This window comes from bacterium (genome assembly GCA_023150945.1).
Taxonomy (GTDB): Bacteria; Zhuqueibacterota; Zhuqueibacteria; order Zhuqueibacterales; family Zhuqueibacteraceae; genus Coneutiohabitans.
Genome location: JAKLJX010000005.1, coordinates 281,884 through 306,964 on the forward strand (window position 1 = coordinate 281,884; position 25,081 = coordinate 306,964).

The 25,081-nt window shown below is 58.0% G+C and carries 35 protein-coding genes and 1 pseudogene; all 36 read left to right on the top strand.

Annotated elements, in window-relative coordinates; all coding sequences use genetic code 11:
• Positions 1-34: 34 nt before the first annotated feature.
• The gene (gene rpoC / locus L6R21_09325; protein MCK6559387.1) at positions 35-4,249 is read left to right on the top strand and encodes a DNA-directed RNA polymerase subunit beta'; all 4,215 of its coding nucleotides are present in this window, start codon (positions 35-37) and stop codon (positions 4,247-4,249) included.
• Between the two features lie 99 nt (positions 4,250-4,348).
• The gene (gene rpsL / locus L6R21_09330; protein ID MCK6559388.1) at positions 4,349-4,732 is read left to right on the top strand and encodes a 30S ribosomal protein S12; all 384 of its coding nucleotides are present in this window, start codon (positions 4,349-4,351) and stop codon (positions 4,730-4,732) included.
• Between the two features lie 12 nt (positions 4,733-4,744).
• The gene (rpsG, locus tag L6R21_09335; GenBank protein ID MCK6559389.1) at positions 4,745-5,215 is read left to right on the top strand and encodes a 30S ribosomal protein S7; all 471 of its coding nucleotides are present in this window, start codon (positions 4,745-4,747) and stop codon (positions 5,213-5,215) included.
• Positions 5,216-5,403: 188 nt separating this feature from the next.
• The gene (gene fusA / locus L6R21_09340; protein MCK6559390.1) at positions 5,404-7,482 is read left to right on the top strand and encodes an elongation factor G; all 2,079 of its coding nucleotides are present in this window, start codon (positions 5,404-5,406) and stop codon (positions 7,480-7,482) included.
• Between the two features lie 88 nt (positions 7,483-7,570).
• The gene (tuf, locus tag L6R21_09345) at positions 7,571-8,761 is read left to right on the top strand and encodes an elongation factor Tu (protein ID MCK6559391.1); all 1,191 of its coding nucleotides are present in this window, start codon (positions 7,571-7,573) and stop codon (positions 8,759-8,761) included.
• Between the two features lie 130 nt (positions 8,762-8,891).
• Positions 8,892-9,200, top strand: coding sequence for a 30S ribosomal protein S10 (gene rpsJ, locus L6R21_09350; GenBank protein ID MCK6559392.1), 309 nt, complete (start codon positions 8,892-8,894; stop codon positions 9,198-9,200).
• A 57-nt stretch (positions 9,201-9,257) separates the two neighbouring features.
• Positions 9,258-9,878, top strand: a complete 621-nt coding sequence (rplC, locus tag L6R21_09355; GenBank protein ID MCK6559393.1) for a 50S ribosomal protein L3 — start codon at positions 9,258-9,260, stop codon at positions 9,876-9,878.
• A gap of 7 nt (positions 9,879-9,885) precedes the next feature.
• On the top strand, positions 9,886-10,515 hold the full coding sequence (rplD, locus tag L6R21_09360; protein MCK6559394.1) for a 50S ribosomal protein L4: 630 nt from the start codon (positions 9,886-9,888) through the stop codon (positions 10,513-10,515).
• Positions 10,512-10,820 carry a 50S ribosomal protein L23 gene (rplW, locus tag L6R21_09365; GenBank protein ID MCK6559395.1) on the top strand — a complete coding sequence of 103 codons (309 nt, stop codon included), beginning with the start codon at positions 10,512-10,514 and terminating at the stop codon, positions 10,818-10,820. The genes rplD and rplW overlap by 4 nt, the downstream gene beginning before the upstream one ends.
• A gap of 52 nt (positions 10,821-10,872) precedes the next feature.
• The gene (gene rplB / locus L6R21_09370; protein MCK6559396.1) at positions 10,873-11,721 is read left to right on the top strand and encodes a 50S ribosomal protein L2; all 849 of its coding nucleotides are present in this window, start codon (positions 10,873-10,875) and stop codon (positions 11,719-11,721) included.
• A 17-nt stretch (positions 11,722-11,738) separates the two neighbouring features.
• On the top strand, positions 11,739-12,044 hold the full coding sequence (rpsS, locus tag L6R21_09375) for a 30S ribosomal protein S19 (protein MCK6559397.1): 306 nt from the start codon (positions 11,739-11,741) through the stop codon (positions 12,042-12,044).
• Positions 12,045-12,059: 15 nt separating this feature from the next.
• Positions 12,060-12,425: a 50S ribosomal protein L22 gene (gene rplV / locus L6R21_09380; GenBank protein ID MCK6559398.1), complete on the top strand. Its 366-nt coding sequence runs from the start codon at positions 12,060-12,062 to the stop codon at positions 12,423-12,425.
• 12 nt (positions 12,426-12,437) lie between these two features.
• Positions 12,438-13,061 (top strand): annotated as a pseudogene (gene rpsC, locus L6R21_09385) (30S ribosomal protein S3).
• Between the two features lie 39 nt (positions 13,062-13,100).
• Positions 13,101-13,520, top strand: coding sequence for a 50S ribosomal protein L16 (gene rplP / locus L6R21_09390; GenBank protein ID MCK6559399.1), 420 nt, complete (start codon positions 13,101-13,103; stop codon positions 13,518-13,520).
• 48 nt (positions 13,521-13,568) lie between these two features.
• Complete coding sequence (gene rpmC / locus L6R21_09395; protein MCK6559400.1) at positions 13,569-13,787, top strand: 50S ribosomal protein L29; 219 nt, start codon at positions 13,569-13,571, stop codon at positions 13,785-13,787.
• A 27-nt stretch (positions 13,788-13,814) separates the two neighbouring features.
• On the top strand, positions 13,815-14,093 hold the full coding sequence (gene rpsQ, locus L6R21_09400; GenBank protein MCK6559401.1) for a 30S ribosomal protein S17: 279 nt from the start codon (positions 13,815-13,817) through the stop codon (positions 14,091-14,093).
• A 107-nt stretch (positions 14,094-14,200) separates the two neighbouring features.
• Positions 14,201-14,569: a 50S ribosomal protein L14 gene (rplN, locus tag L6R21_09405; protein MCK6559402.1), complete on the top strand. Its 369-nt coding sequence runs from the start codon at positions 14,201-14,203 to the stop codon at positions 14,567-14,569.
• A gap of 30 nt (positions 14,570-14,599) precedes the next feature.
• Complete coding sequence (gene rplX / locus L6R21_09410) at positions 14,600-14,941, top strand: 50S ribosomal protein L24 (protein ID MCK6559403.1); 342 nt, start codon at positions 14,600-14,602, stop codon at positions 14,939-14,941.
• Positions 14,941-15,615 carry a 50S ribosomal protein L5 gene (gene rplE / locus L6R21_09415; GenBank protein MCK6559404.1) on the top strand — a complete coding sequence of 225 codons (675 nt, stop codon included), beginning with the start codon at positions 14,941-14,943 and terminating at the stop codon, positions 15,613-15,615. The genes rplX and rplE overlap by 1 nt, the downstream gene beginning before the upstream one ends.
• A gap of 25 nt (positions 15,616-15,640) precedes the next feature.
• Positions 15,641-15,826, top strand: coding sequence for a type Z 30S ribosomal protein S14 (locus L6R21_09420; protein MCK6559405.1), 186 nt, complete (start codon positions 15,641-15,643; stop codon positions 15,824-15,826).
• 22 nt (positions 15,827-15,848) lie between these two features.
• Positions 15,849-16,244 (top strand): 30S ribosomal protein S8, encoded by a 396-nt coding sequence (rpsH, locus tag L6R21_09425; GenBank protein ID MCK6559406.1) that lies wholly within the window; start codon positions 15,849-15,851, stop codon positions 16,242-16,244.
• Positions 16,245-16,265: 21 nt separating this feature from the next.
• Positions 16,266-16,802 carry a 50S ribosomal protein L6 gene (rplF, locus tag L6R21_09430; GenBank protein MCK6559407.1) on the top strand — a complete coding sequence of 179 codons (537 nt, stop codon included), beginning with the start codon at positions 16,266-16,268 and terminating at the stop codon, positions 16,800-16,802.
• A gap of 106 nt (positions 16,803-16,908) precedes the next feature.
• Positions 16,909-17,289 (top strand): 50S ribosomal protein L18, encoded by a 381-nt coding sequence (gene rplR / locus L6R21_09435; GenBank protein ID MCK6559408.1) that lies wholly within the window; start codon positions 16,909-16,911, stop codon positions 17,287-17,289.
• 9 nt (positions 17,290-17,298) lie between these two features.
• Positions 17,299-17,841, top strand: coding sequence for a 30S ribosomal protein S5 (rpsE, locus tag L6R21_09440; protein ID MCK6559409.1), 543 nt, complete (start codon positions 17,299-17,301; stop codon positions 17,839-17,841).
• On the top strand, positions 17,838-18,026 hold the full coding sequence (gene rpmD, locus L6R21_09445; GenBank protein ID MCK6559410.1) for a 50S ribosomal protein L30: 189 nt from the start codon (positions 17,838-17,840) through the stop codon (positions 18,024-18,026). The genes rpsE and rpmD overlap by 4 nt, the downstream gene beginning before the upstream one ends.
• A gap of 29 nt (positions 18,027-18,055) precedes the next feature.
• Positions 18,056-18,532, top strand: a complete 477-nt coding sequence (gene rplO, locus L6R21_09450; GenBank protein MCK6559411.1) for a 50S ribosomal protein L15 — start codon at positions 18,056-18,058, stop codon at positions 18,530-18,532.
• Positions 18,533-18,538: 6 nt separating this feature from the next.
• Positions 18,539-19,879, top strand: a complete 1,341-nt coding sequence (secY, locus tag L6R21_09455) for a preprotein translocase subunit SecY (protein ID MCK6559412.1) — start codon at positions 18,539-18,541, stop codon at positions 19,877-19,879.
• 84 nt (positions 19,880-19,963) lie between these two features.
• The gene (locus L6R21_09460; protein MCK6559413.1) at positions 19,964-20,641 is read left to right on the top strand and encodes an adenylate kinase; all 678 of its coding nucleotides are present in this window, start codon (positions 19,964-19,966) and stop codon (positions 20,639-20,641) included.
• Positions 20,638-21,408: a type I methionyl aminopeptidase gene (gene map / locus L6R21_09465; protein MCK6559414.1), complete on the top strand. Its 771-nt coding sequence runs from the start codon at positions 20,638-20,640 to the stop codon at positions 21,406-21,408. The genes L6R21_09460 and map overlap by 4 nt, the downstream gene beginning before the upstream one ends.
• 4 nt (positions 21,409-21,412) lie before the next feature.
• On the top strand, positions 21,413-21,631 hold the full coding sequence (infA, locus tag L6R21_09470) for a translation initiation factor IF-1 (protein ID MCK6559415.1): 219 nt from the start codon (positions 21,413-21,415) through the stop codon (positions 21,629-21,631).
• A 47-nt stretch (positions 21,632-21,678) separates the two neighbouring features.
• Entirely contained in the window at positions 21,679-21,795 is a 117-nt protein-coding gene (gene rpmJ / locus L6R21_09475) for a 50S ribosomal protein L36 (protein MCK6559416.1), read from the top strand.
• Positions 21,796-21,888: 93 nt separating this feature from the next.
• A complete protein-coding gene (rpsM, locus tag L6R21_09480; GenBank protein ID MCK6559417.1) occupies positions 21,889-22,284 on the top strand; it encodes a 30S ribosomal protein S13 in 396 nt (131 codons plus the stop codon).
• 57 nt (positions 22,285-22,341) lie between these two features.
• Entirely contained in the window at positions 22,342-22,731 is a 390-nt protein-coding gene (gene rpsK / locus L6R21_09485; GenBank protein ID MCK6559418.1) for a 30S ribosomal protein S11, read from the top strand.
• Positions 22,732-22,757: 26 nt separating this feature from the next.
• Positions 22,758-23,387 carry a 30S ribosomal protein S4 gene (rpsD, locus tag L6R21_09490; protein MCK6559419.1) on the top strand — a complete coding sequence of 210 codons (630 nt, stop codon included), beginning with the start codon at positions 22,758-22,760 and terminating at the stop codon, positions 23,385-23,387.
• 165 nt (positions 23,388-23,552) lie between these two features.
• Entirely contained in the window at positions 23,553-24,518 is a 966-nt protein-coding gene (locus L6R21_09495; GenBank protein ID MCK6559420.1) for a DNA-directed RNA polymerase subunit alpha, read from the top strand.
• A gap of 14 nt (positions 24,519-24,532) precedes the next feature.
• A complete protein-coding gene (gene rplQ / locus L6R21_09500; protein ID MCK6559421.1) occupies positions 24,533-25,018 on the top strand; it encodes a 50S ribosomal protein L17 in 486 nt (161 codons plus the stop codon).
• Positions 25,019-25,081: the final 63 nt, after the last annotated feature.

Sequence of the window (25,081 nt, forward strand, 5' to 3'; positions counted from 1 at the left end):
TGGAATAACCTCTCTGATGCAGTGGAGGTGAGTTTTGACTTACTTTCCGAAACAGGATGCGGCCGCCCGTCGCAGCTTTAATGCTATCGCCATCAGCCTCGCCTCGCCGGACAAGATCCTCGAGCGTTCGCATGGCGAAGTAACCAAGCCGGAGACGATCAACTATCGTTCGTTCAAGCCGGAGAAAGACGGCTTGTTCTGCGAAAAGATCTTCGGCCCGGTGCGCGATTGGGAGTGCCATTGCGGCAAATACAAGCGCATTCGCTATAAAGGCATTGTCTGTGATCGTTGCGGCGTGGAGGTGACCACCAAGTCCGTGCGCCGTGAACGCATGGGGCATATCACGCTCGCGGTGCCGGTGGTTCATATTTGGTACTGGAAGGCCCTGCCCTCGAAGATCGGCTACATCCTGGGCATGAGCGGCAAGGACCTGGAAAAAGTCATCTATTATGAATCCTACGTCGTCATCCAGCCTGGTCGCAGCGGCCTCAAACCCAAAGAGCTGATCACCGAAGACGACTATTTCCGCATCATGTCGGAAATGGGCGAGAACAGCGGCAGCAGCGAGCCCGGCGCCGAACCTTTCCTGGCCAAGATCGGCGGCGAAGCGGTGCTGGATTTGCTCAAGCGCGCTGATCCGACGCAGCTTTCTGTGGATTTGCGCCAGCAGGTCAAAACGGAGACCTCGTTTCAACGCAAAACCGAAGCCCTGAAGCGCCTGAAAGTGATCGAGGCGATCAAACGCAGCACCAATCGCCCGGAGTGGATGGTGCTCTCCGTCATTCCCGTGATTCCACCGGAACTCCGGCCGTTGGTGCCCTTGGAAGGCGGCCGGTTTGCGACTTCGGACCTGAATGATCTTTATCGCCGCGTCATCATCCGCAACAATCGCCTGAAAAAGCTGATGGAGATCAAGGCGCCGGAAGTGATTTTGCGCAACGAGAAGCGCATGCTGCAAGAGGCGGTCGATGCCCTGTTTGATAACGGCCGCAAGACGGCGGCGGTGCGCGGCGACGGCAACCGCCCGCTGAAGTCGCTTTCGGACATGTTGCGCGGCAAGCAGGGGCGTTTTCGCCAGAACTTGCTCGGCAAGCGCATCGACTACTCCGGCCGTTCGGTGATCGTCGTCGGTCCCGAGCTGCGCCTGCATGAGTGCGGCCTGCCCAAGGAAATGGCACTCGAGCTATTCAAGCCCTTCGTCATCCGCAAGCTGGTCGAACGTTCGATCGCCAAGACGGTGAAGAGTGCAAAGAAGATGGTCGATCGCCGCGACGGCAGTGTGTGGGACATTCTGGAAGAGATCATCGACGATCATCCCATCCTGCTCAACCGGGCACCCACGCTGCACCGCCTCGGCATCCAGGCGTTTCAACCAAATCTGATTGAAGGCAAGGCGATTCAGATTCACCCGCTGGTGTGCGCGGCCTTCAATGCGGACTTTGACGGCGACCAGATGGCAGTGCACGTGCCGTTGAGCTATTATGCCCAAACCGAGACACGTTTGCTGATGCTGTCGAGCCACAATATCCTGTCGCCGGCATCCGGGCGGCCATTGGCGATTCCCAGCCAGGACATCGTCTTGGGCATCTATTATCTCACCAAGGCAAAGAGCGGCCTGCCGGGTGAAGGGAAAATTTTTGCCAGCGTCGATGAAGTCAACATTGCCTATCATACCAACCAGATCGCGCTACATGCGAAGATCAAGGTTCGCATCGATGGCAAAATCATCGAGACAACGGTGGGCCGCGTGCTGCTCAACCGCATCGTGCCGCGCGAAGTTGGCTTCGTCAATGAGCTGCTCACCAAGAAGCGCCTGGAGGAGCTGACCTCCCAGGTTTACAAACAGCTGGGCAACTACAAAACCGCCATGTTCCTGGATGAACTCAAGCAGCTCGGGTTCTTCTATGCGATGCTCTCGGGCGTGACGGTGGGCGTGAGAGACGTGATCATTCCGGACGAGAAGAACAAGTTCCTTGATGACGCCTTCAAGAAGGTGCACACCATTCAGAATCAGTATGAGAAGGGCGTCATCACCGACGGCGAACGCTATAACCAGATTATCGACATCTGGACGCACACCACCAGTGACGTTGCGGAAAAGATGTTCGACCGGCTGCAGGCTGACCGCCAGGGCTTCAATCCGATTTTCATGATGGCCGATTCCGGCGCGCGTGGCTCGAAGGAGCAGATTCGGCAGCTCGCCGGCATGCGTGGCTTGATGGCCAAGCCGCAGAAGAAGATGACCGGCCAGATGGGAGAGATCATCGAGAACCCCATCACCGCGAATTTCCGTGAAGGCCTGTCGGTGTTGGAATACTTCATCTCCACGCACGGCGCGCGCAAAGGTCTGGCAGACACGGCGTTGAAAACCGCAGACGCCGGCTATCTCACCCGCCGCCTGGTCGATGTGGCGCAGGATGTCATCATCTCGATGGATGATTGCGGCACGATTCTCGGCCTGCGCATCGGTGATTTGAAGGAAGGCGAAGAAGTCATCGAGCCGCTGCGTGACCGCATCTTGGGTCGCGTCGCGCAGGAAGACATCTACAATCCGGATTCCGGCGACAGCATTTGCGCCGCCGGCGACCTCATCGATGAAGACCGGGCCGACCTGATTTCCAACATTGGCCTGGAGACGGTGTTGATTCGTTCCGTGCTGACGTGCGAAGCCGAGCGCGGCGTGTGTGCGCGCTGCTACGGCCGCAACCTCGCCACCGGCAAGATGGTGGATATTGGCGAGGCCGTGGGCGTGATGGCGGCACAATCCATCGGCGAACCGGGCACGCAGTTGACCCTGCGAACCTTTCACATCGGTGGCACCGCTTCTCGCATTGCCGCACAATCGCAATTGAGCGCGAAGAATGACGGCATTGTGAAGTTTGAGAATCTCAAGGCAGTGTTGCATGGCGACGGCACCACCATCGCGGTCGGTCGGAATGGCAAACTCAAGATTATCGATGAGAACAACCGCACCGTGGCGCACTACATCATTCCCTACGGCGCCAACCTGCTGGTGAAGGAAGATGAGACGGTTCGGCGCGGCAAGATTCTCTTCCGGTGGGATCCCTACACCGCCAGCATCCTCGCCAACCACGACGGCGTCGTCAAGTTTGTGGATATCCGCGAGAACATCACGTTGCGCGAGGAGCTTGATGAGACGACCGGCCTCAAGCAGCGGGTCATCATTGAGACGCGTTTGCGGAATCTCAGCCCGCAGATTCATATCATGGATGGCGACCGCAAGCTGAGCACTTACATCCTGCCGACCCGTTCGCATTTGCAGGTGCACGACGGCCAGGAAGTCAAGGCCGGCGACGTGTTGGTGAAGATTCCGCGCGAAATCGCCAAGACGCGCGACATTACCGGTGGTTTGCCGCGTGTGGCGGAGCTGTTTGAAGCGCGGCGGCCAAAAGAGCCGGCGATCGTGAGCGAGATCGACGGGCAGGTCAAGTTCGGTGAAATTCGGCGCGGCGTGCGCAAGATCACCATTGCTTCGCGGGACGGCAAGGAAGAGAAAGTATATCAAATCCCGTACGGCAAGCATGTTCTCGTCCACGACGGTGACTGGGTGCAAGCCGGTGAGAAACTGTCGGAAGGCTCGATCGCACCGCAGGATATTTTGAACATCATGGGACCGAACAAAGTGCAGGAATACCTGGTGAATGAGATCCAGGAAGTGTATCGCCTGCAAGGTGTTCGCATCAATGACAAGCATATTGAAGTCATCGTGCGGCAGATGCTGCAGAAGGTGAAAGTCGAAGACCCGGGCGACACCGCCTACCTCGAAGGCGACCAAGTTGACAAGATTCGTTTTCTGGCAGAGAACGAGTTGATGAAACAACGGGTGGTGATTACCGATCCCGGTGATTCCAAACTGGTGGCCGAGGCGTTGCTCGATCAAGCGGAAGTGGATCGCTTGAATGAGAAGCTCAAGACTGCCGGTAAGGATCCGATCAAATTCCGCCCGGCAAAGCCGGCGACTTTCCAACCCTTGCTGCTCGGCATTACCAAGGCCTCGTTGACCACGGACAGTTTCATCTCCGCGGCGTCTTTTCAGGAGACAACGCGTGTTCTCACTGAGGCTTCCATCGAAGGAAAGACCGACAAGCTGCTGGGCTTGAAAGAGAATGTCATCATGGGTAACCTCATTCCGGCGGGCACGGGTCTGAGCAAATTCAGACGGCTGCGGGTTTTTCCGAATGGTCAAGTGGGTGAAATGGAGACCACCATCAAAACTGCGGTCGGATGAGGGGAGTGTATCGCCATGCTGGCAGTGCCAGAATAAAAAATATTGCTTTATTAGAGCTTCTTGTGTATATTCACGTTCTGTAATTTTATAGGAGCCTGCTTGCCTACCATCAGTCAATTGGTTCGCCTTGGGAGGAAGAAAATCGGTCGCAAGACGACCGCGCCGGCTCTGGCTGGCTCTCCGCAACGGCGAGGTGTTTGTACAAGAGTGTACACGACCACACCCAAAAAGCCGAATTCCGCGCTGCGGAAAGTTGCCCGTGTGCGGTTGACCAACAGCTACGAGGTCACTGCCTACATTCCCGGTGAAGGCCACAATCTCCAGGAGCACTCCATTGTTTTGATTCGCGGGGGACGAGTGAAGGATTTGCCGGGCGTGCGCTATCATATCGTGCGTGGGGTGTACGACACGGCCGGAGTGCAAGAGCGCAATCAAGGGCGCTCGAAGTACGGGACAAAGAAGAAATCAACTGCAAGTAAATAACCCTTTTGAGCCATGCCGAGACGAAAACGAGTTCTAAAGCGTGAGGTGTTGCCCGACCCCAAATACGGCAGCATCCTGGTGACCAAGTTCATCAATGGCTTGATGGAGCGCGGCAAACGCAGCATTGCGGAGAAGATTTTCTACCGGGCGGTCGATCTCGCCGAGGAGAAGAGTGGCCGCAAGGGGCTGCAGGTTTTCGAGAAGGCCGTTGACAATGTGAAGCCTCTGCTCGAAGTGAAATCCCGCCGCGTTGGTGGCGCCAACTACCAGGTTCCCGTTGAAGTACGGGCGCAGCGCCAGCAGGCATTGGCGATCCGGTGGCTGGTGGGGTATGCCCGCGAACGAAGCGAGAAGACGATGGCGGAGCGGCTCGCCAATGAACTGTTCGCGGCCTCCAACAAGGAAGGCAATGCGATCAAGAAACGCGAGGACACTCACAAGATGGCCGAAGCCAATCGGGCCTTCTCGCACTTTCGCTGGTGAACCGCGCGTGAAAGGCACTTTGTCGCAATTCAAAAACCTGCGATTGATTACGTCTCAACTTACATCGAGAAGCCTGACCCTCCCGTCAGGTGTATAACCTGAAGTGTGCTGTAGCGAGCAATCTCCACTCGCCTTGAGAGAAAAGCACGTCGGGTTTTCTCTTGGGAAAAGTGGAGTTTTTTATGTCTATGAGCCAAGATCTATCAAAAACCCGAAACATCGGCATCATGGCGCACATTGATGCCGGCAAAACGACCACGACGGAACGCATTCTGTTCTACACGGGTCGCATTCATCGCATGGGCGAGGTCCATGACGGTGCCGCCACCACCGATTGGATGGAGCAGGAGCGGGAGCGTGGGATCACGATCACTTCCGCCGCCATCACCTGCTATTGGAAGAATTATCGCATCAACATCATCGACACGCCTGGTCACGTGGACTTCACCATTGAAGTTGAACGTTCGCTGCGTGTTCTGGATGGTGCCGTTGCGCTGTTTTGCGCCGTGGGCGGCGTCGAACCGCAATCCGAAACCGTCTGGCGCCAGGCCGACCGCTATCGCGTGCCGCGTCTGGCCTTCATCAATAAGATGGATCGCGTTGGCGCTGATTTCTACGGCGCGATTCAAATGATCAAGGAACGGCTGGGGGCCAACGCCGTCCCGCTCCAGATTCCCCTGGGCGAAGGTGAACTGTTCACCGGCTTGATCGATTTGATCAAGATGAAGGCCGTCGTGTATGCCGATGACGTTCTGGGCAAGGAATGGGAGGAAATCGACATCCCGAAGGAACTCGCGGAAAAAGCCAAAGAGTATCGCACCAAATTGCTCGAAGCGGTTTCGGACTATGACGATTCGCTCATGGTGAAGTATCTGCACGACGAGCCGATCGGGGAAGAGGAAATTCGCGCAGCCATTCGCAAGGCGACGATCGACGTCAGCATGGTTCCCGTCTTGTGCGGCTCGGCTTTCAAGAACAAGGGCGTGCAGCGTCTGCTCGACGCGGTCACCTTCTATTTGCCAGCTCCCAGCGATTTGCCGGAAGTCAAGGGGACACATCCCAAAACCAATGAGGAAGTCGTCCGCAAGCCGTCGCCGTCGGAGCCGTTTGCGGCGCTGGCTTTCAAGATTATGACCGACCCCTACGTCGGCAAGCTCACTTACTTCCGGGTCTATTCCGGCACGATCAATGTCGGCAGTTACGTTCACAACAGCTCCACGGGCAACAAAGAACGCGTGGGCCGCTTGTTGTTAATGTCCGCCAACAAAAGAGAAGACATTGAACAGGCGCAGGCCGGCGATATCGTCGCGGCGGTCGGTTTGAAGAACACCAAAACCGGTCACACCCTCTGCGAGGAAAAGAAACCGGTGGTGCTCGAAGCGATGCACTTTCCGGAGCCGGTCATTTCGGTAGCGATCGAGCCCAAAACCAAGGCCGACCAGGATGCGCTGGGCGAATCGCTCGCCAAACTCGCCGAAGAAGATCCAACCTTCAAAGTTCGCACCGACGAGGAGACCGGTCAGACCTTGATCGCCGGCATGGGCGAGTTGCATCTGGAAATCCTCGTTGACCGTTTGTTGCGTGAGTTTAAGGTTCATGCCAATGTCGGCAAGCCGCAAGTTGCCTACAAAGAAACCATTCGCAAGAAGGTCGAAGGCGTGGGCAAATTCATCCGGCAGAGCGGCGGCCGCGGCCAGTATGGGCATGTCGTGATCGAACTCGAGCCGAATGAACCGGGCAAAGGCTTTGAATTTGAAAGCAAGATCATTGGCGGCGTGGTTCCGAAAGAGTACATCAAGCCGACGATGGAAGGCATTCAGCAGGCCCTGCAAAACGGCGTGCTCGCGGGCTATCCGGTGGTTGATGTGAAAGCCAGCCTCCTCGACGGCTCCTATCACGAGGTTGATTCTTCCGAAATGGCCTTCAAGATCGCCGGCTCGATGGCGTTCAAGGATGCCGCCAAGAAGGCTTCTCCGGTTCTGCTGGAGCCGGTGATGGATGTGGAGGTCGTGGTGCCCGAGAGTTACATGGGCGATGTGATGGGTGACCTGAATTCCCGGCGCGGCCGCATTCGCGGCATGTTTCCGCGTGCCGATGCCCAAGTGATCGCCGCCACCGTGCCGCTCAGCGAAATGTTCGGCTATGCGACGACCTTGCGCTCGATTACGCAGGGGCGCGCCATCTACACCATGCAGTTTTCTCATTACGATCAGGTACCCCAGTCCATTGCGGACACCCTGACTGAAAGCGTCAAGAGTCAAAGATGATTGATCGCGGTGTTTCGCCGGATCGCTTAACCGTCTGAAGCTGTCAACAATGACTTCATCCCAACGTTCCCATCGGGAGGATTGATTCATGGCAAAACAAAAGTTTGTGCGCAACAAGCCGCATGTGAATATCGGCACGATTGGTCATGTCGATCACGGCAAAACCACGTTGACGGCGGCTATCACGCAAGCGCTCGAGAAGAAAGGTCTGGCGCAGTTCAAGAGCTACGATCAGATCGACAACGCACCCGAAGAAAAGGCCCGTGGCATCACGATCAACACCGCGCACGTCGAGTATGAAACCGACAAACGCCATTACGCCCACGTCGACTGCCCCGGCCACGCCGATTATGTCAAGAACATGATCACCGGCGCGGCGCAGATGGACGGTGCCATCCTGGTGGTGAGCGCCGCCGACGGCCCCATGCCGCAAACCCGTGAGCACATCCTGCTGGCGCGTCAGGTCGGTGTGCCCTACATCGTCGTCTACCTGAACAAAGTTGACATGGTCGATGACCCCGAGCTGTTGGAATTGGTGGAGCTGGAACTGCGCGACCTGCTCAAGCAGTATCAGTTTCCGGGCGACGAGATTCCGATCATTCGCGGCAGCGCACTGGAGGCGCTCAGCAATCCCAACGATCCGGAAAAGAACAAGTCGCTGTTCGAGTTGATGGACGCGGTTGACCGGTATGTTCCGACGCCGGTTCGTGACATCGACAAACCGTTCTTGATGCCGGTGGAAGACGTGTTCTCGATCACCGGTCGCGGCACGGTCGGCACCGGCCGTATCGAGCGCGGCCGCATCAAAGTCGGTGAAGAAGTGGAAATCGTCGGCTTGGGCGCCAAGCGCAAGTCCGTCGTCACCGGCGTTGAAATGTTCCGCAAACTGCTTGATCAAGGTGAAGCAGGCGACAACGTCGGCTTGCTGCTGCGCGGCGTGGACAAGGAAGAGCTGGAGCGCGGTATGGTCATCGCGGCGCCGGGCTCGATCACCCCGCACACCAAGTTTTCGGCCGAGGTTTACGTGCTGAAGAAAGAAGAAGGCGGCCGCCATACCCCGTTCTTCAATGGTTATCGTCCGCAGTTCTACTTCCGCACCACGGATGTGACCGGCGTGGCGCATCTGCCGCAGGGCGTGGAGATGGTCATGCCCGGCGACAACATCACCATGGAAGTCGAACTCATCACTCCCATTGCCATGGATGAAGGTCTGCGCTTCGCTATCCGCGAAGGCGGCCGCACCATCGGCGCCGGGGCTGTGGCGAAGATCAGGGAGTAATGGCAAGATAGCAAGCGCGGCCCGCGTGCGAAATGGGCATCGTGAAGAGAGCGATGCCCTTTGTTTTGTTGGGACGTCTGCGGAATTCCTGTTGTTGTGAATCGCAATTGAAACTCGGAGTGAGTTCGTCGTGGTTGGACAAAAGATACGGATCAAGCTGAAAGCGCACGATCACCGGTTGATCGACAAATCGACCGATAAGATTATTCGAACGGCGAAGCAGACGGGCGCTGCCATTTCCGGCCCGATACCTCTCCCGACGAAACGGTCCATCTATACGGTGTTGCGCTCTCCGCACGTTGACAAGAAATCGCGCGAGCAATTCGAGACCCGCATCCACAAGCGCTTGATCGACATTCTCAACTCAAATGCCAAGACGGTGGACGCGTTGATGAAGCTGGAATTGCCCGCGGGCGTGGATGTCGAGATCAAGGTCTGAGACCGCACCGCACGCTGGACGTGACAGAGGATTAGATTCAAACTTGCAAAGGCGATTATGACTGGCTTGATCGGCAAAAAGCTGGGGCATTCACGTATTTTCGACGAAAAGGGAAACAGTGTGCCGGTGACGGTGGTGCAGGCCGGGCCGTGCTATGTCTCCGAGATCCGCACCCAGCAAAAACACGGTTACGATTCGCTGCAGCTCGGCTTCGCGGAAAAGCGCCAAAAGAAAATCAACAAGGCAGAAGCCGGGCATTTTGCCAAGGCCAATGTGCCGGTGCTGCAGCACGTCAGGGAATTCCGCGATTTCGACAACCTCGCCGGCTTCAAGCTGGGTGATGCGATCAAAGCCGATATTTTCAAAGTCGGCGATCTCGTCAAAGCCATCGGCACCAGCAAGGGCAAGGGCTTTCAGGGCGTCGTGAAGCGGCACCATTTCGGCGGCGGCCCGGTAACCCACGGCGAGAGCGACCGCACGCGCGCGCCGGGTTCGATGGGCGGAAGCTCCTATCCCTCGCGGGTGTGGAAGGGCATGCGCATGGCCGGCCGCATGGGCGGTGAGCGCGTCACCGTCCGCAACCTGCGCGTCGTCAAAGTCGATGCAGAAAACAACATTCTGATGCTGCGGGGCAGTATTCCGGGCGCCAACAACAGTATTGTTATCATCTCCAAGTGAGAGTGACATGCAAGTCGAGGTCTATACAAAGGACGGCCAGAAATCCGGCAAAACCGTCGATCTCCCTGACGAGATCTTCGCCATCGAGCCCAACCGGCATGTGATCTATCTTGCCGTGAAGGCGCAACAGGCCAACCAGCGCCAGGGCACGCACAAAACCAAAACCCGCAAGGACGTGAGCGGCGGCGGCAAGAAGCCGTGGAAGCAAAAGGGCCGTGGTGTGGCGCGCGCCGGTTCTACGCGTTCGCCCGTGTGGGTGGGTGGCGGTCGTGTGTTCGGGCCGCAACCGCGGGATTACAGCCAGTCCGTCAATCAAAAAGTGAAGAAGCTGGCGCGCCGCTCGGCCTTGTCGTTGAAGGCCAAGGCCGGCGAAATCGTGGTCGTGGAGGATTTCACCGTTGCCAGCGGTAAGACGCGGGAAATGGCCGGCATCCTGAAAAATCTCGGAGCCGACAAGCTCAAATCGCTGTTGTTGATTCCGCAGGCTGACCCGACCTTGCTGCGCGCGAGCCGCAATCTCTATCGCCTGCGGTTGCAGGTGGGCTCAGATGTCTCCACCTTCGAATTGCTCAATTGCCAGAAGCTGTTCATTCAAGAGAGCGCCGTGTCCCGGCTCGCGGGAGTGTTGCAGGCATGAGAACCCCGGAAGAAATCTTGCGTCGGCCGCTGCTGACGGAAAAGAGTCTGATCTTGAGCGAGTCCAAGAACAAATATGGCTTCGAGGTTTTGCCCGATGCCAACAAGTTCGAGATCAAGCGCGCCGTGCAAAAGAAGTTCAATGTCGAAGTCCTCGACGTGCACGTGATCACGGTCAAGGGCAAGAGCAAGCGCATGAACACCCGCCGCGGCGTGACCACGGGCAAGCGCCGCAATTTCAAGAAGGCAGTGGTGACGCTTAAAAAGGGCCAGAAAATCGATTTTTATGCGGGATTGACCACGTAACGCCGGCAGCGGGCGGGCAATCACCCAGACCAGCGAGAAATCAGGATTTCATATGCCGATTAAAACGTTTAGACCGCTGACGCCGAGCTTGCGCTATCGCACGGTGTCGACGTTCGAGGAAATCACCAAGACGCAGCCGGAAAAGTCCCTGCTGGAGCCGACGCGCAAATCAGGCGGGCGCAACAATCAGGGACGGGTGACCAGCCGGCATCGCGGTGGCGGCCACAAACGCCACTACCGTCGCATCGACTTCAAGCGCGACAAAGACGGCATTCCCGGCAAGATCGCCGCGATCGAATACGACCCCAACCGCTCGGCGCGCATCGCGCTGGTGCATTATGCCGACGGTGAGAAGCGCTACATCCTCGCGCCCATTGGCTTGAACGTCGGCGATGTCGTCGCTTCCGGCCCGACCGCCGAGATTCGCGTGGGCAACTGCCTGCCGTTGGGCCAGATTCCCCTGGGCTTGACCGTGCACAATGTCGAATTGCGCCAGGGACGCGGCGGCCAGCTCGCGCGCAGTGCCGGCAGCGCGGTTCAACTCGTGGCACGCGAAGGCAGCTATGCCCAACTCAAGCTGCCCTCCGGCGAGGTGCGTATGGTGCGGGTGGAAAATCGCGCCACCATCGGGCAGGTGGGCAACACGGATCATGAAAACATCAGTTGGGGCAAGGCCGGCCGCTCGCGCTGGCTGGGCTGGCGGCCGCGGGTGCGTGGCGTTGCGATGAACCCAGTGGATCACCCGATGGGTGGCGGTGAAGGCAAAAGCTCGGGCGGACGCCATCCCTGCTCGCCCTGGGGCCAGAAGGCCAAGGGTTTGAAGACGCGCCGGCGCAAGAAAGCCTCGAGCAAATACATCATCAAGTCACGCAAAGGTCTCAGTCTAAATAAGTCTCTCTAAAGAGAGGTTGAAAGCACATGCCGCGAAGTGTTAAAAAAGGCCCCTACGTCGACGAGAATTTGGCCAAACGAATTGCGGAGATGAACAAGCGCAATGAGCGCAGGGTGGTCAAGACCTGGGCGCGCCGCTCGACGATCACCCCGGAGTTTGTCGGTCACACGCTGGCCATTCACAATGGCAACAAGTTCATCCCGGTGTTCATCAGCGAAAATATGGTCGGTCACAAACTCGGTGAATTTGCGCCGACCCGCACTTTTCGCGGCCACGCCGGCAAATCGGCCACCGAGAAAACGACCAAAGTCAAAGCCGCACCAGCAGCTTAGGAGATCGATCGAGTCATGGAAGCACGTGCCAAACTGCGCTACTTGCGCATGTCTCCGCGAAAAGTCCGGCGAGTGATCAATCTCGTCCGGGGCAAGGGCGTCGATGACGCGCTCAATGTCTTGCATTTCACTCGTAAACGGGCGGCATTGCCGATCGAGAAGACGATTCGCTCCGCCGTGGCGAACTACATCAATGGCACGGAATCCAAGAAGGCTTCCACCGAGGATCTTTTTGTCATGCGGGCATTTGTCGACGGCGGCTTCACTATGAAGCGATTCCGCGCCGGCTCCATGGGCCGGGCCTCGCGCATTCGCAAACGGTCCTGCCACATCACCATTGTGGTATCGGACGGACAACCGTTGGACAATCAAGCTAACTAGCGAGGAGGTCTTTTGGGTCAGAAGACGAATCCCATCGGTTTGCGCCTGGGCATCGTGCGCGACTGGGAATCGAATTGGTTCGGCGGGCGGAACTTCCAGAACAAGCTCAAAGAGGATCTGCACCTGCGCCGCTATGTGCGCAGCCGTTTACAGCGCGCCGGCGTTTCCACCATCCAGATTGAACGTGATCCCTCGGACAAGCGCATCACGATCACGATTCACACGGCGCGGCCGGGCATTGTGATCGGCCGCAAAGGCTCCGAAGTCGACAAGCTGAAGGAAGAGCTGCAGCGCGTGACCAAGAAGGAAATTCAGCTCAACATCAACGAGATCAAACGGCCGGAGCTTGACGCCTATTTGGTGGCGGAGAATATCGCGCACCAGCTCGAAGCCAAGATTGCCTTCAAGCGCGCCATGAAAAAGGCCATCACCGGCACCATGCGCATGGGCGCGGAAGGCGTGCGTGTTTTTTGCGCCGGCCGGCTGGGCGGCGCGGAAATGGCGCGCACCGAGCAGTACAAAGAAGGCCGCATTCCGCTGCATACTCTGCGCGCGGACATCGATTTTGCGCGCGCCACCGCGAAGACGACCTATGGCACCATCGGCGTCAAGGTGTGGATTTGCCGCGGTGAGATCATCGGCGACCGCCGCATGTGAGCAAGGAGACCAGATCCCATGTTAATGCCGAAGAGAGTGAAATTTCGCAAACAGCAGCGCGGCCGCATGAAGGGCACGGCGCAACGCGGCAACCACATCGCGTTCGGTGAGTTTGCGTTGAAAGCGGTGGAGCCCGCGTGGATCACCGCGCGCCAGCTCGAAGCCAGCCGCGTGGCAATGACCCGCCATCTCAAGCGTGGCGGCAAAGTGTGGATTCGCGTGTTCCCGGACAAGCCCGTCACGGAAAAGCCCGCTGAAACCCGCATGGGTAAAGGCAAAGGCACACCGGAATACTGGGTGGCGGTGATCAAGCCGGGACGGATTCTGTTCGAGATCGGCGGCGTGGCCAAGGACGTGGCGCAGGAAGCGATGCGGCTGGCGGCACACAAGCTTCCGATCAAGACCCGTTTTGTGAGCGCCAGCGAGTTTGGCGAGTAAGGTCCCTTTTTCCCTTTTTCATTTCGTAAACGAACAGGCCGCAGGCTCATGAAAAGGTATGAGTTGAAAGAATTGACCCCGGCGGATTTGGAACGCCGGCTCAAAGATCTGATGGAAGAGTATCAAAATTTCCGCTTTCAGCACGCAACGCGGCAGCTCGACAATCCCCTGCGCTTGCGCATGATTCGTCGCGACATCGCGCGCTTGAAGACGGTTTTGCAAGAATACCGCACGGGCCGGCGCGCCCCGCGCGAGGCCACCCGATAACCGTAGAGACCAGTGACGAGCCAGTTTATGGAAAACACCGCGACTGCTGCAACCTCCCGAAATCAGCGCAAGACCAAGATCGGCAAGGTGATCAGCAACAAGATGAACAAGAGCATTGTCGTCAGCGTCGAACGTCTGGTGCGGCATCCGCTCTACAAAAAGTATTTCAAGCAGACTTCCAAGTTCATGGCGCATGATGAGGGTAATAGCGCCGGCGTCGGCGATACCGTCTTGATCATGGAGACGCGCCCGCTGAGCAAACAGAAACGATGGCGGCTGGTCGAGGTTCTGGAAAAGGCCAAGTAAGGGCGCGGTGCCGTAAACAGTCAACGCACTTTCTGCCAGGAACAAGAAACGAACGGATATTCCGCCAGTTGCTAGTATTCCTGAATAGCATCGACGGGAGTGGGATTATGGTACAAGAATACACGCGACTCAACGTCGCCGACAATACCGGAGCCAAGAAAGTCATGTGCATCCGGGTGATGGGCGGCAGCAAGCGCCGGTACGGTTCGGTGGGCGATATCATTGTGGTCGCCGTCAAATCGGCGGCGCCCGGCGGCTCGATCAAGAAGGGTGACATCAGCCATGCCGTCATCGTGCGCACCAAGCGCGAAGTTCGCCGCAAGGACGGCTCGTACATCCGCTTTGACGAAAATGCAGCGGTCTTGATCAACGAAGAAAAAGAGCCCAAGGGCACGCGCATCTTCGGGCCGGTGGCGCGCGAGCTGCGCGACAAACAGTACATGAAGATCATTTCGCTGGCGCCGGAAGTGTTGTGAGTGCCGGTGCGCGGCAAGAGGAAGGTTCGCATGAGAATTCGCAAGAATGACATCGTGGTGGTGATCAGCGGCGATCACCGGGGCCGGCAGGGCAAGGTGCTGAAGGTTTACCCCGAGAAGAATCGCGTGATCGTGGAGGGGGTCAATCTGATCAAGCGGCACACCCGGCCCAGCCAGCGCAACCAGCAGGGCGGGATCATCGAAAAGGAAGCCCCGCTGCACGTGTCGAACGTGATGTTGATCGACCCGAAGCTCGGGGTTCCGACGCGAATCGGCATTCAGACCATCAACAACTCCAGCAAGACTTCCCGGAATCGGGTTCGCGTTGCCAAGAAGAGTGGTGAGATCATTGTCGAAGCGAAGGTGAAGTAATGGCAGAGAAGTCCAAAACCAGCGCGCCCGCGAAAGGCAAAGCCAAAGCCAAAGGCGAAGGCGCTGCCAAGGCCGCTGCGGCCGAGAGCAAGGGCGGCAAGCAACCGCAGGAGAAGCTGCCGTCCGATTATGTCCCCGGGTTGCTGCAGACGTACCGCAAGGAAATCGTGCCGGCCCTGCAAAAGCGGTTCAACTATGCCAATCCGATGCAGGTGCCGCGGCTCGCGAAGATCACCATCAACATGGGCGTGGGTGACGCCGTTGACGACCAGAAATATCTTGATGCGGCGGTGAGCGACATGGAGATCATCACCGGGCAGAAGCCGATCGTGACGCGCGCCAAGAAGTCGATCTCGAACTTCAAGCTGCGCCAGAACATGGCGATCGGCTGCATGGTGACCCTGCGGCGCTGGCGCATGTACGAGTTTCTGGAGCGCTTCATTTCGATCGCCGTGCCGCGCATTCGTGATTTCCGCGGTCTGCCGGAAAAGGCCTTTGACGGCTTCGGCAACTACTCCATCGGCGTGAAGGAGCAGATCATTTTCCCGGAAATCAACTACGACAAAGTCACCAAAATTCGCGGCATGAACATCACGTTTGTGACGACCGCCAAGTCCGACGAGGAAGCCTATGAGCTGCTGTCGGGTTTTGGCATGCCCTTCCGACGCAAGTAGCACAACTTATTGTTAGGGATTGAACGTGGCAAAAAAGTCAATGCGGGCCAAGCAACAACGGACGCCGAAGTTTTCCACTCGCCGGTACAACCGCTGCATGCAGTGCGGCCGGCCGCGCGCTTATCTGCGCCGTTTTGGTCTGTGCCGTATCTGTTTCCGCATGTTGTCCCTGGATGGCAAGATCCCGGGCGTCACCAAGGCGAGTTGGTAAGGGAAAGTTTTGGAGTCTATTCATGCAGACTGATCCGATTTCAGATTATCTCACGCGCATTCGCAACGCCGGCAGAGCCAAGCATCCCAAGGTGGATATCCCGGCGTCGCGCACCAAAATCAGCATTACGAAGATCCTGCAGCATTACGGCTACATCAAGGACTATTTGATCATCGAAGACGGCAAGCAGAATCTCATCCGCATCTATTTGAAGTATGACGAATACGAGCGCCATGTGATTCGCGGGTTGCGCCGGATCAGCCTTCCCGGCTTGCGCAAGTACGTCGGCGTCCGGAATTTTCCGCGCGTGTTCAACAATTACGGCCTGGCCATCCTGTCGACACCGAAGGGCGTCATCACCGACCGCGATGCCCGCAAGCTTCATGTCGGCGGTGAAGTCTTGTGTTACGTGTGGTAATAACTTGAGAAGGAATCATCCGTGTCGCGCGTAGGCAAAAAAGCAATTCCGATACCCGGCGGTGTGCAGGTGTCGGTCGACGGCTCCGCCGTCAAAGTGAAGGGACCGAAAGGCGAGCTTTCGTGTCCGTTCCATCCCCAAATGGGCGTGCGCGTCGAGGGAGGGGAAGTGAGTGTGACCCGCCCCAATGATGAGAAATCATTCAAAGCGATGCACGGCCTCTATCGCGCCCTGATCAACAACATGATTCTGGGGGTGACCAAGGGTTTTGAGAAGAAGCTCGAAATCGTCGGCGTCGGTTACCGCGCGGAAATGAAGAGCAAGCGGCTGCTGCTGCAACTCGGCTTCGGCCATGCCATCGCTTTTCAGCCGCCGGAGGGCGTTGCCATCACCTGCGAGTCGCAGACCAGCATCAAGGTCAGCGGCATTGACAAGGGCTTGGTGGGACAGGTGGCCGCCAAGATTCGATCGTTCAAACCGCCGGAGCCTTACAAGGGCAAAGGAATCAAATACAGCGACGAAGTTGTGCGTCGCAAGGCCGGCAAGACAGCGGCTTAGTTGAGGTCGCCTCCTTCTTCTCGAACACAGAGGAAGGGAGACCAAGCCGCCAAGCTCGACCTGTCGTAACGCAACCAACGAATGATAGACTATTCTGGGAGAGGTTATGGGATTCAAGCGAATTGCACCCCGTGTGCGGCGGGACAAGAAGAAGAAATCCTTCCGGTTCCGCAAGAAAATCGTTGGCACGCCCGGTCGCCCACGTTTGGTGGTTTTTCGCAGTCTGAAGAACATTTATGCACAGTTGATTGATGACAGCGCCAAGAAGACCTTGACGACCGTCTCGACCGTCAGCAAGGATATTCGTGAAGAGATCAAGCAAGCCGAGACGAAAGTGCAGGCGGCTAACATCGTCGGCCGCGCGCTGGCGCTGAAAGCGCAATCCATGAACATCAAAAGCGTCGTGTTTGACCGCAGCGGCTACGTCTATCACGGCCGCGTGAAGGCTCTTGCCGATGGTGCCCGGCAGGGCGGTCTGCACTTCTAACGGAGAGTTATGGTACGCAAAGAGAAAATCAGCTCGGGTGAGCTGGAACTGAAGGAGCATGTCGTCGCGGTGAACCGGACCGCCAAAGTGGTCAAGGGCGGCCGCCGTTTTGGTTTCAACGCGATCGTGGTGGTGGGCGACGGCAAGGGGCACGTCGGCTGCGGCTTGGGCAAGGCCAAGGAAGTCACCGACGCCATCTCCAAGGGCGCCGAGGATGCCAAGAAAAACCTGGTGCGGGTGCCGGTGCTCAATGGCACGCTGCCGCACGAGACGCAGGGTAAATACGGCGCGGGCAAGGTCTTTTTAAAGCCGGCCTCGCCGGGCACCGGCGTGATTGCCGGCGGGGCGGTGCGTGCCATCATGGAAGCCGCCGGCATTCAAGACGTGCTGTCCAAATCGCTGGGTTCGGCCAACCCCCACAATGTCGTGAAAGCCACCATGCGCGCGTTGAGCAGCATTGTGGATGCGGCGGAAGTGGCGCGCCGGCGCGGCATGACGGTACGCGAGATGTTTACCCGGACGATGACTGAAGACAGTGAAGTGAGGCCATGAGCACAGAGAAGAAATTGAAAGTCACCCAGATTCGCAGCGTCATTGGGCATCTGCAGAATCAAAAGCTCACCATGAAGGCCTTGGGCCTGCGGCGAATCAGGCAGAGCGTGGTTCACCGCGACACGCCGCAGATCCGCGGCATGCTGGCCAAAGTGAAGCATTTGGTAACCGTTGAACAAATCTAAGCACGTCTTTACACCGGAATCGGCACATCATGGACTTATCCAGTTTGAAGTACGCCAAAGGCTCACACAAGAAGGCCAAACGCATCGGCCGGGGCATCGGTTCCGGGCACGGCGGCACCTCGACGCGCGGCCACAAGGGCCAGTATTCCCGCTCCGGCGCCAAGCGCAAAGCCTGGTTTGAAGGCGGCCAGATGCCGTTGCAGCGTCGCATTCCCAAACGCGGCTTTACCAACATTTTCAAGACCGTGTTTCAGCCGGTCAATCTGGCCATGCTCAACCGCCTCACCGAGGTGAGCGAGATTACGCCCGAGGTGCTGCGGCAACACGGGCTGATCCGCAAAAGCAACGTTCCCGTGAAGATTCTCGGCAACGGAGAGCTGAGCCGGGCATTTGAAGTGCACGCCCATGGGTTCAGCAAGGGTGCGCAGGAGAAGATCGAGAAGGCCGGAGGCAAAGCCATCGTCATTCAACCGGCAACCGCTGCGTCCGCGCAAACCAAGAACTAGAACGTCATGATCCTCAGCAGTTTCAAAAACATTTTCAAAATCCCCGAGCTGAAGAAGCGTGTGATTTTCACGTTTCTCATGCTTCTGGTGGAGCGGATCGGCACGCACATTCCGGTCCCGGGCATCAACAGCCAGGCCTTGCTGGCCTACCTGCAAGACGCGCAGGGCGGCGGCATTCTCCAGCTTTATGATCTCTTTGCCGGCGGCGCCTTCAGTCGCGCCACCATTTTTGCGCTCGGGATCATGCCCTACATCTCGGCCTCGATCATTCTGCAGTTGCTCGGCGCAGTGATGCCTTATTTTCAGCGCCTGCAGAAAGAGGGTGAAGAGGGCCGCAAGAAGATCACCCAGTACACCCGCTATGGCACGGTGCTGATCGCCTTCATGCAGGCCTACGGTGTCAGCATCTTCCTGGAGAACATTCAAGCGCTGCCCAACGGCATGGTGGTCGTGCCCGACCCCGGCTGGGGGTTTCGTCTGCTCACGATGTTGACTCTGACCGCGGGCACGGTTCTCATCATGTGGTTCGGCGAGCAAATCACCGAGCGCGGCATCGGCAACGGCGTGTCCCTGATCATTTTCATCGGCATTATTGCTCGGCTGCCCGATGCGCTGATCGACGAGTTCCAGCAGGTGAGCGCGGGCAACCGGGAGATTCTGACCGAGCTGTTCCTGCTCGCTTTGATGGTGGTCACGGTGGCATTGGTGGTGTTGCTCACGCAGGGGACGCGCAAGATTCCCGTGCAATATGCCAAGCGCGTCATCGGCCGCAAGGTTTACGGCGGCCAAAGCACGCACCTGCCTCTGCGGGTGAACACCGCCGGTGTGATGCCCATCATTTTCGCGCAATCGATCATGTTCATCCCGACCACGATCAGCACCTTTTTTCCGAACAGCGAGCTGATTGCGAATTTTGCCCGCTACTTCGACATCACCTCGGGGGTCTACTGGGTGATGGAAGGCGTTTTGATCGTCTTCTTCACTTATTTCTACACCGCCATCGCCTTCAATCCCGTGGACGTGGCGGACAACATGAAGAAGTACGGCGGGTTCATCCCGGGCGTGCGGCCGGGCAAGAAAACCGCGGAGTTCATCGACAACATTTTGACCAAGATCACGCTGCCCGGCTCGATTTTTCTGGCACTCATTGCGGTGTTTCCCTACATCCTGCACAAGCTGATGAACGTGTCGCTCAACTTTGCCTCGTTTTTCGGCGGCACCTCGTTGCTGATTATCGTCGGCGTGGCGTTGGATTTTCTGCAGCAGCTTGAATCTCATCTTTTGATGCGGCATTATGACGGCTTCATGAAAGGCGGACGTATTCGAGGGAGACGGTATGCCTCCTGAGGCCACGAGGCGTGGCGGCATCCCGGATGCTTGATCCCGCGCAGGTCTGGGTCCATCATCCTTCATCGCGGAGAATTAGATCTTATGGAGCTCGTTTTCCTCGGATATCCCGGATCTGGAAAGGGTACCCAGGCCACCCTGTTGAGCGAGCTTTATCAAATACCCAAGATTTCGACGGGTGATATTTTGCGGGCGTCCGTGCAGGCCAGGACCCAGCTCGGACTGCAGGCCAAGCAGTTCATGGACCGGGGTGAGCTGGTGCCGGATCGGGTGATGATCGGGCTGGTGTTGCAGCGCCTCACTGAGCCGGACTCGGCGACGGGTTACATCCTCGACGGTTTTCCCCGCACCCTCAACCAGGCGCGGGAGTTGGATCACGTCTTTCTCGATTACAAGAAGCAATTGACCGCCGTCATCAGTTTGGAGATCGAAAAGAAGAAAGTCATCGAGCGCCTGACCAGCCGGCGCGTGTGCGAGCAGTGCGGCAAGCTTTTCAACCTGGCCACCGATCCGCCGCCGCCCTCCAACCGCTGTGACAACTGCAGCGGGCAGATCTATCAGCGCTCGGATGACAAGCCGGAGACGGTTTTGCATCGCATGGATGTCTATGAAGAGTCGACGCGGCCGTTGAAAGACTACTACGGGGCGCAGGGAAAGCTGCTGCAAATCGACGGCAGCTTGAGCATTCCCAAGGTGCATTCCGATATCGTAAAACGGCTCCGCGAGCTGGCGGGCGTCGGATCAGCGAAACAGCGGGCATGATTCACATCAAGAGTGAAAGAGAAATCGCGCGCATCCGGGAAAGCTGCCGGCTGACGGTTGAGACATTTCAGAAGGTCGAACAGGTGATTTGCGCCGGGATGACGACGTTCGAGCTTGATCACATCATCGAGGCCCATATTCGCGAACACGGTGGCCGGCCGGCCTTCAAAGGATACAAAATCGGCAAGAACGTCTCGCCTTTTCCGGCCAGCAGTTGCATCTCAGTGGAGGGCGAAGTCGTGCACGGCATTCCCAGCAAGCACCGCAAGCTGCGCAACGGCGAGATTGTCAGCATCGACGTCGGCATCGAGTACGAAGGTTTCTTCGGAGACGCGGCCAAGACCTATGCCATCGGGCAGGTGGAAGAAAGGCGCGCACGGCTGATGCGCATCACTCAGGAGGCGCTCCACCGCGGGATTGCCCGGGCGATCGTGGGCAGCCGGCTCTCCGATATTTCGCACGCGATTCAGGTGCACGTCGAGAGCGCCGGGTTTTCGGTGGTGCGCGATCTCGTCGGCCATGGCGTTGGCCGCAAGCTGCATGAGGACCCGCAGATTCCCAATTACGGCAGCCCAAATCGCGGGCCGCGGCTGAAGGAGGGCATGGTCTTCGCGATCGAGCCGATGGTCAATGCCGGCGCGGCCGACGTCAAGACCACTGCCGACGGCTGGACCGTGATCACCAAGGACGGACAGCCCTCTGCGCATTTCGAGCACACGGTGGTGGTGCGTGACGGCGAGGCGGAAATTCTAACCAAGGGGTTGTAGTTTTATGCCCAAAGAAGAAGGGATCAAGGTCGACGGCACCATCATTGAGACATTGCCCAATGCCTCCTTCCGCGTGGAGCTGGAGAACGGCCACAAAGTGCTGGCGCACATCTCCGGCAAGATGCGGATGCATTTTATCAAGATTCTGCCCGGCGACAAAGTGACAGTTGAGCTTTCGCCGTATGATCTTTCGCGCGGGCGGATTACGTATCGCTATAAATAAGGCGCGCGGCGCACAGCCCGGCAGGCCAGCACAAGGGAGATACGACGATGAAGGTTCGTTCCTCGATAAAGAAAATTTGTGAGAAGTGCAAAATCATTCGGCGCAAGGGCAAGATCCTGGTGATCTGCCCCGCCAATCCCAAACACAAGCAGCGCCAGGGATGAGGCCACTCGGGCAATGCGGCTCGTGGCAGCGTGCCGGCATTTGCCTGAGGCGTCGAACCGGCTTGCATAAATCTGTTTGAATGGAGGCACACGGTGGCTCGAATTGCGGGCGTTGATTTACCTCGTGACAAGCGAGTCGATATCGCATTGACTTACATCTTCGGCATCGGGCGCAGCAACGCGCGCGCGATCATTGCCGAGGCGGGCGTGGATCCCGCGCTTCGCGTGAAGGACTTGTCGACCGACGACGTTGCCAAGATCCGCTCCGCGATTGGCGCCAACTACAAGGTGGAAGGCGCGCTGCGCGCGGAAATCTCGATGAACATCAAGCGGTTGATGGATATCGGCTGTTATCGCGGCTTGCGCCATCGTCGCGGGCTGCCGGTGCGCGGCCAGCGCACCCACACCAACGCGCGCACGCGCCGCGGTCGCCGCCGGATGGTGGGCGGCAAGTCGGCGTCGGCGGCCAAGTCGTCCGCCAAGAAGTGATTGGATTCGATCTCTTCCCTCGGGATTTTATGACCATCTTTTGAAGGAGATTTCAGGTTGGCTAATCCAAAGAAAAAGCGCACCAAGAAGAAAGAAAAAGTCGATGCCAACGGCTTGGCGCACATTCAGGCGACCTTCAACAACACCATCGTGTCGTTGACGGACATTTACGGCAACATCATCTCGTGGGCTTCGGCCGGCAAGGTCGGGTTCAAAGGGTCGCGCAAGAGCACGCCGTTCGCGGCGCAGGTGGCTGCGGAAAATGCCGCCCGCGCGGCGATGGACCTGGGGCTGCGCCGGGTGGAAGTGCTGGTGAAGGGCCCCGGCTCGGGCCGGGAGGCGGCGGTGCGGTCGCTGCAAGCCGCGGGGCTGGAAATCTCCGCGATCAAAGACGTGACCCCGATTCCGCACAATGGTTGTCGTCCCCCGAAGCGTCGTCGCGTTTAATCGTCCGTTGGAGGAATAGAAAGTCTATGGCAAGATATATCGGTCCCGTTTGCAAGCTCTGCCGGCGGGAAGAGAAGAAGCTCTTCCTTAAAGGCGCCAAATGCACTTCGCCGAAGTGCCCGATCGAGAAACGCAACTTCCCGCCCGGGCAGCACGGCAAGAACCGGCGCTTCAAGGTCTCGGAATACGGCCTGCAGTTGCGCGAGAAGCAGAAGATGCGCCGCATCTATGGCCTGCTGGAGCGGCAATTCCACAACACTTACAAGAAGGCGCTGCGCGTGAAGGGCGTCACCGGCGAGAACTTGCTGCGCTTGCTTGAACGCCGGCTCGACAACATCGTTTACCGTCTGGGGTTCGCGCCTTCGCGCAATGCCGCCCGGCAGTTGGTGCGGCACCGCCATTTCATGGTGAATGACCGCCTGGTCGACGTCCCCTCCTATCTGGTGAAGAGCGGCGATGTCATCAAAGTGCGCGAGAAAAGCCGGAAGCTGGAAATCATCCACGCTTCCATGCGCAAAATGCGGGAAGGCAAAGCCCTGCCGTGGTTGGACCTGAACAAGGCCAACCTCACCGGCACCGTGCTCGAGATTCCGGCGCGCGCGGATATTCCGACGGAAGTGAACGAAGGCCTCATCGTTGAATTGTACTCGAAGTAAGGTGAACTTTCATCTGCGGGTGACGGCCCGGAGGGCCGCCAGAGTGAAGCCGGCCGCCCCCCCGCAAGCGGCAGCCCTGCTGCCGACGCGATCACGACAAGGCCGGACAGTCGAGAGTTCACATAAAAGCGGAGATCTCCAAACATGAATTGGCCGTATCTACAAATGCCTGAAGGCGTCGTGCTTGAGGAATCAAGCTATTCCAGCACGTTCGGCAGATTTATCGTGCAGCCCCTGGAACGCGGGTTTGGAACGACGATCGGCAATGCCTTGCGCCGGGTTCTGCTTTCCTCCCTGCCGGGCGCTGCGATCACCATGGTCAAGATCGACGGCGTGTTGCATGAATTTTCCTCGATCCCCGGTGTGGTGGAAGATGTCACCCAGATCATCCTCAACCTGAAGGAAGTCCGCTTCAAGCTCATCAACAAGAAGCCGGACCGGGTGATGCTGGAACTGAACGGCCCCAAGGAATTCACCGCCGGCGACATTCAAAACGGCACCACCGATTTCGAGATTCTCAATCCCGATCATCACATCGCCACCCTGAACAAGGGCGCCAATGTGCGGATGGAGCTGCGCATCGGGCGGGGGCACGGCTATGTTCCCGCGGAAGAGAACAAGATGCCGGATCAGCCCATCGGCGCGATTCCGATCGATGCGATTTATACGCCCATCAAGAATGTCAGCTACCGCGTGGAAAACACGCGCGTGCAGCAGCGCATTGACTATGAGAAGTTGATTCTCGAAATCACCACCGACGGCAGCATCACCCCGGATGACAGCCTGACCTACGCCGGCAAGATTCTGCGCGATCACGTCAACCTGTTCATCAATTTCGACATCGAGCCGGAGGACGAAGAGCCTTCTGAAGTCGATGAAGAATCATTGAAGGTTCGCAAGCTGCTCAAGATGCCGGTGGACGAACTGGAGCTGTCGGTGCGCTCCTACAACTGCCTGATGGCCGCGAACATCAAGACCATCGGCGATCTCGTGCGCCGCGACGAGCAGGAGATGTTGAAGTTCAGAAACTTCGGGCGCAAATCGCTGCAGGAGCTTACCCAAATCCTCGAAGAGAAGGGCCTGCATTTCGGCATGGACGTGGACCGCTACCTGCGCGCGGACAGCGAATAGACACAGGGAAAACTATGCGACATCGAAAAGACCTCAAAAAACTGGGACGGACTTCCAGCCACCGCAAGGCCATGCTTTCTAACCTGGTCAGCTCGGTCTTCGAACACAAGCACGTGCGCACCACCACTGCCAAGGCCAAGGAAGTGCGCCGCGTGGTGGATCGCATGATTACGCATGCCAAGAAGAACACCGTGGCAGCCCGGCGCCTGGTTTTCAACGAACTGCGCCGGCGTGACATCGTCAAGAGCCTGTTCGATGACATCGCGCCGAAGTACGCCACTCGCAACGGCGGCTACACTCGCGTGCTGAAGATCGGCCGCCGCCAGGGTGACGGTGCGGAGCTTTCGATTCTCGAATTGGTGGGTTATGAAGGCGTGCAGCTCGAAAAACAGCAGGCCGCGGCCGAAAAGCGCGCGGAGCGCAAGAAACGCAAGAAGGAAGAAGTGAAAGCCGAAGCCGAGCGCCAAGCCAAGGCGGAACGCCCCGAAAAAGAAGAGTGAATTCCTCACATCTCTTTCATGATACTCGCATGACAACCTGCCCGCGCCAGGCTGAACCTCGCC

Coding starts and splice junctions, on each gene's coding strand:
- rplB (MCK6559396.1), top strand. CDS start 10,873: ATGCCGATTAAAACGTTTAGACCGCTGACGCCGAGCTTGCGCTATCGC.
- fusA (MCK6559390.1), top strand. CDS start 5,404: ATGAGCCAAGATCTATCAAAAACCCGAAACATCGGCATCATGGCGCAC.
- L6R21_09460 (MCK6559413.1), top strand. CDS start 19,964: ATGGAGCTCGTTTTCCTCGGATATCCCGGATCTGGAAAGGGTACCCAG.
- rpsH (MCK6559406.1), top strand. CDS start 15,849: ATGCAGACTGATCCGATTTCAGATTATCTCACGCGCATTCGCAACGCC.
- rplN (MCK6559402.1), top strand. CDS start 14,201: ATGGTACAAGAATACACGCGACTCAACGTCGCCGACAATACCGGAGCC.
- rpsD (MCK6559419.1), top strand. CDS start 22,758: ATGGCAAGATATATCGGTCCCGTTTGCAAGCTCTGCCGGCGGGAAGAG.
- rpmJ (MCK6559416.1), top strand. CDS start 21,679: ATGAAGGTTCGTTCCTCGATAAAGAAAATTTGTGAGAAGTGCAAAATC.
- rplE (MCK6559404.1), top strand. CDS start 14,941: ATGGCAGAGAAGTCCAAAACCAGCGCGCCCGCGAAAGGCAAAGCCAAA.
- rplQ (MCK6559421.1), top strand. CDS start 24,533: ATGCGACATCGAAAAGACCTCAAAAAACTGGGACGGACTTCCAGCCAC.
- secY (MCK6559412.1), top strand. CDS start 18,539: ATGATCCTCAGCAGTTTCAAAAACATTTTCAAAATCCCCGAGCTGAAG.
- L6R21_09495 (MCK6559420.1), top strand. CDS start 23,553: ATGCCTGAAGGCGTCGTGCTTGAGGAATCAAGCTATTCCAGCACGTTC.
- rplD (MCK6559394.1), top strand. CDS start 9,886: ATGCAAGTCGAGGTCTATACAAAGGACGGCCAGAAATCCGGCAAAACC.
- rplR (MCK6559408.1), top strand. CDS start 16,909: ATGGGATTCAAGCGAATTGCACCCCGTGTGCGGCGGGACAAGAAGAAG.
- rplV (MCK6559398.1), top strand. CDS start 12,060: ATGGAAGCACGTGCCAAACTGCGCTACTTGCGCATGTCTCCGCGAAAA.
- rplO (MCK6559411.1), top strand. CDS start 18,056: ATGGACTTATCCAGTTTGAAGTACGCCAAAGGCTCACACAAGAAGGCC.
- rpsE (MCK6559409.1), top strand. CDS start 17,299: ATGGTACGCAAAGAGAAAATCAGCTCGGGTGAGCTGGAACTGAAGGAG.
- rplC (MCK6559393.1), top strand. CDS start 9,258: ATGACTGGCTTGATCGGCAAAAAGCTGGGGCATTCACGTATTTTCGAC.
- tuf (MCK6559391.1), top strand. CDS start 7,571: ATGGCAAAACAAAAGTTTGTGCGCAACAAGCCGCATGTGAATATCGGC.
- rpmD (MCK6559410.1), top strand. CDS start 17,838: ATGAGCACAGAGAAGAAATTGAAAGTCACCCAGATTCGCAGCGTCATT.
- infA (MCK6559415.1), top strand. CDS start 21,413: ATGCCCAAAGAAGAAGGGATCAAGGTCGACGGCACCATCATTGAGACA.
- rplP (MCK6559399.1), top strand. CDS start 13,101: ATGTTAATGCCGAAGAGAGTGAAATTTCGCAAACAGCAGCGCGGCCGC.
- rplX (MCK6559403.1), top strand. CDS start 14,600: ATGAGAATTCGCAAGAATGACATCGTGGTGGTGATCAGCGGCGATCAC.
- rpsQ (MCK6559401.1), top strand. CDS start 13,815: ATGGAAAACACCGCGACTGCTGCAACCTCCCGAAATCAGCGCAAGACC.
- rpsS (MCK6559397.1), top strand. CDS start 11,739: ATGCCGCGAAGTGTTAAAAAAGGCCCCTACGTCGACGAGAATTTGGCC.
- map (MCK6559414.1), top strand. CDS start 20,638: ATGATTCACATCAAGAGTGAAAGAGAAATCGCGCGCATCCGGGAAAGC.
- rpmC (MCK6559400.1), top strand. CDS start 13,569: ATGAAAAGGTATGAGTTGAAAGAATTGACCCCGGCGGATTTGGAACGC.
- rplW (MCK6559395.1), top strand. CDS start 10,512: ATGAGAACCCCGGAAGAAATCTTGCGTCGGCCGCTGCTGACGGAAAAG.
- rpsG (MCK6559389.1), top strand. CDS start 4,745: ATGCCGAGACGAAAACGAGTTCTAAAGCGTGAGGTGTTGCCCGACCCC.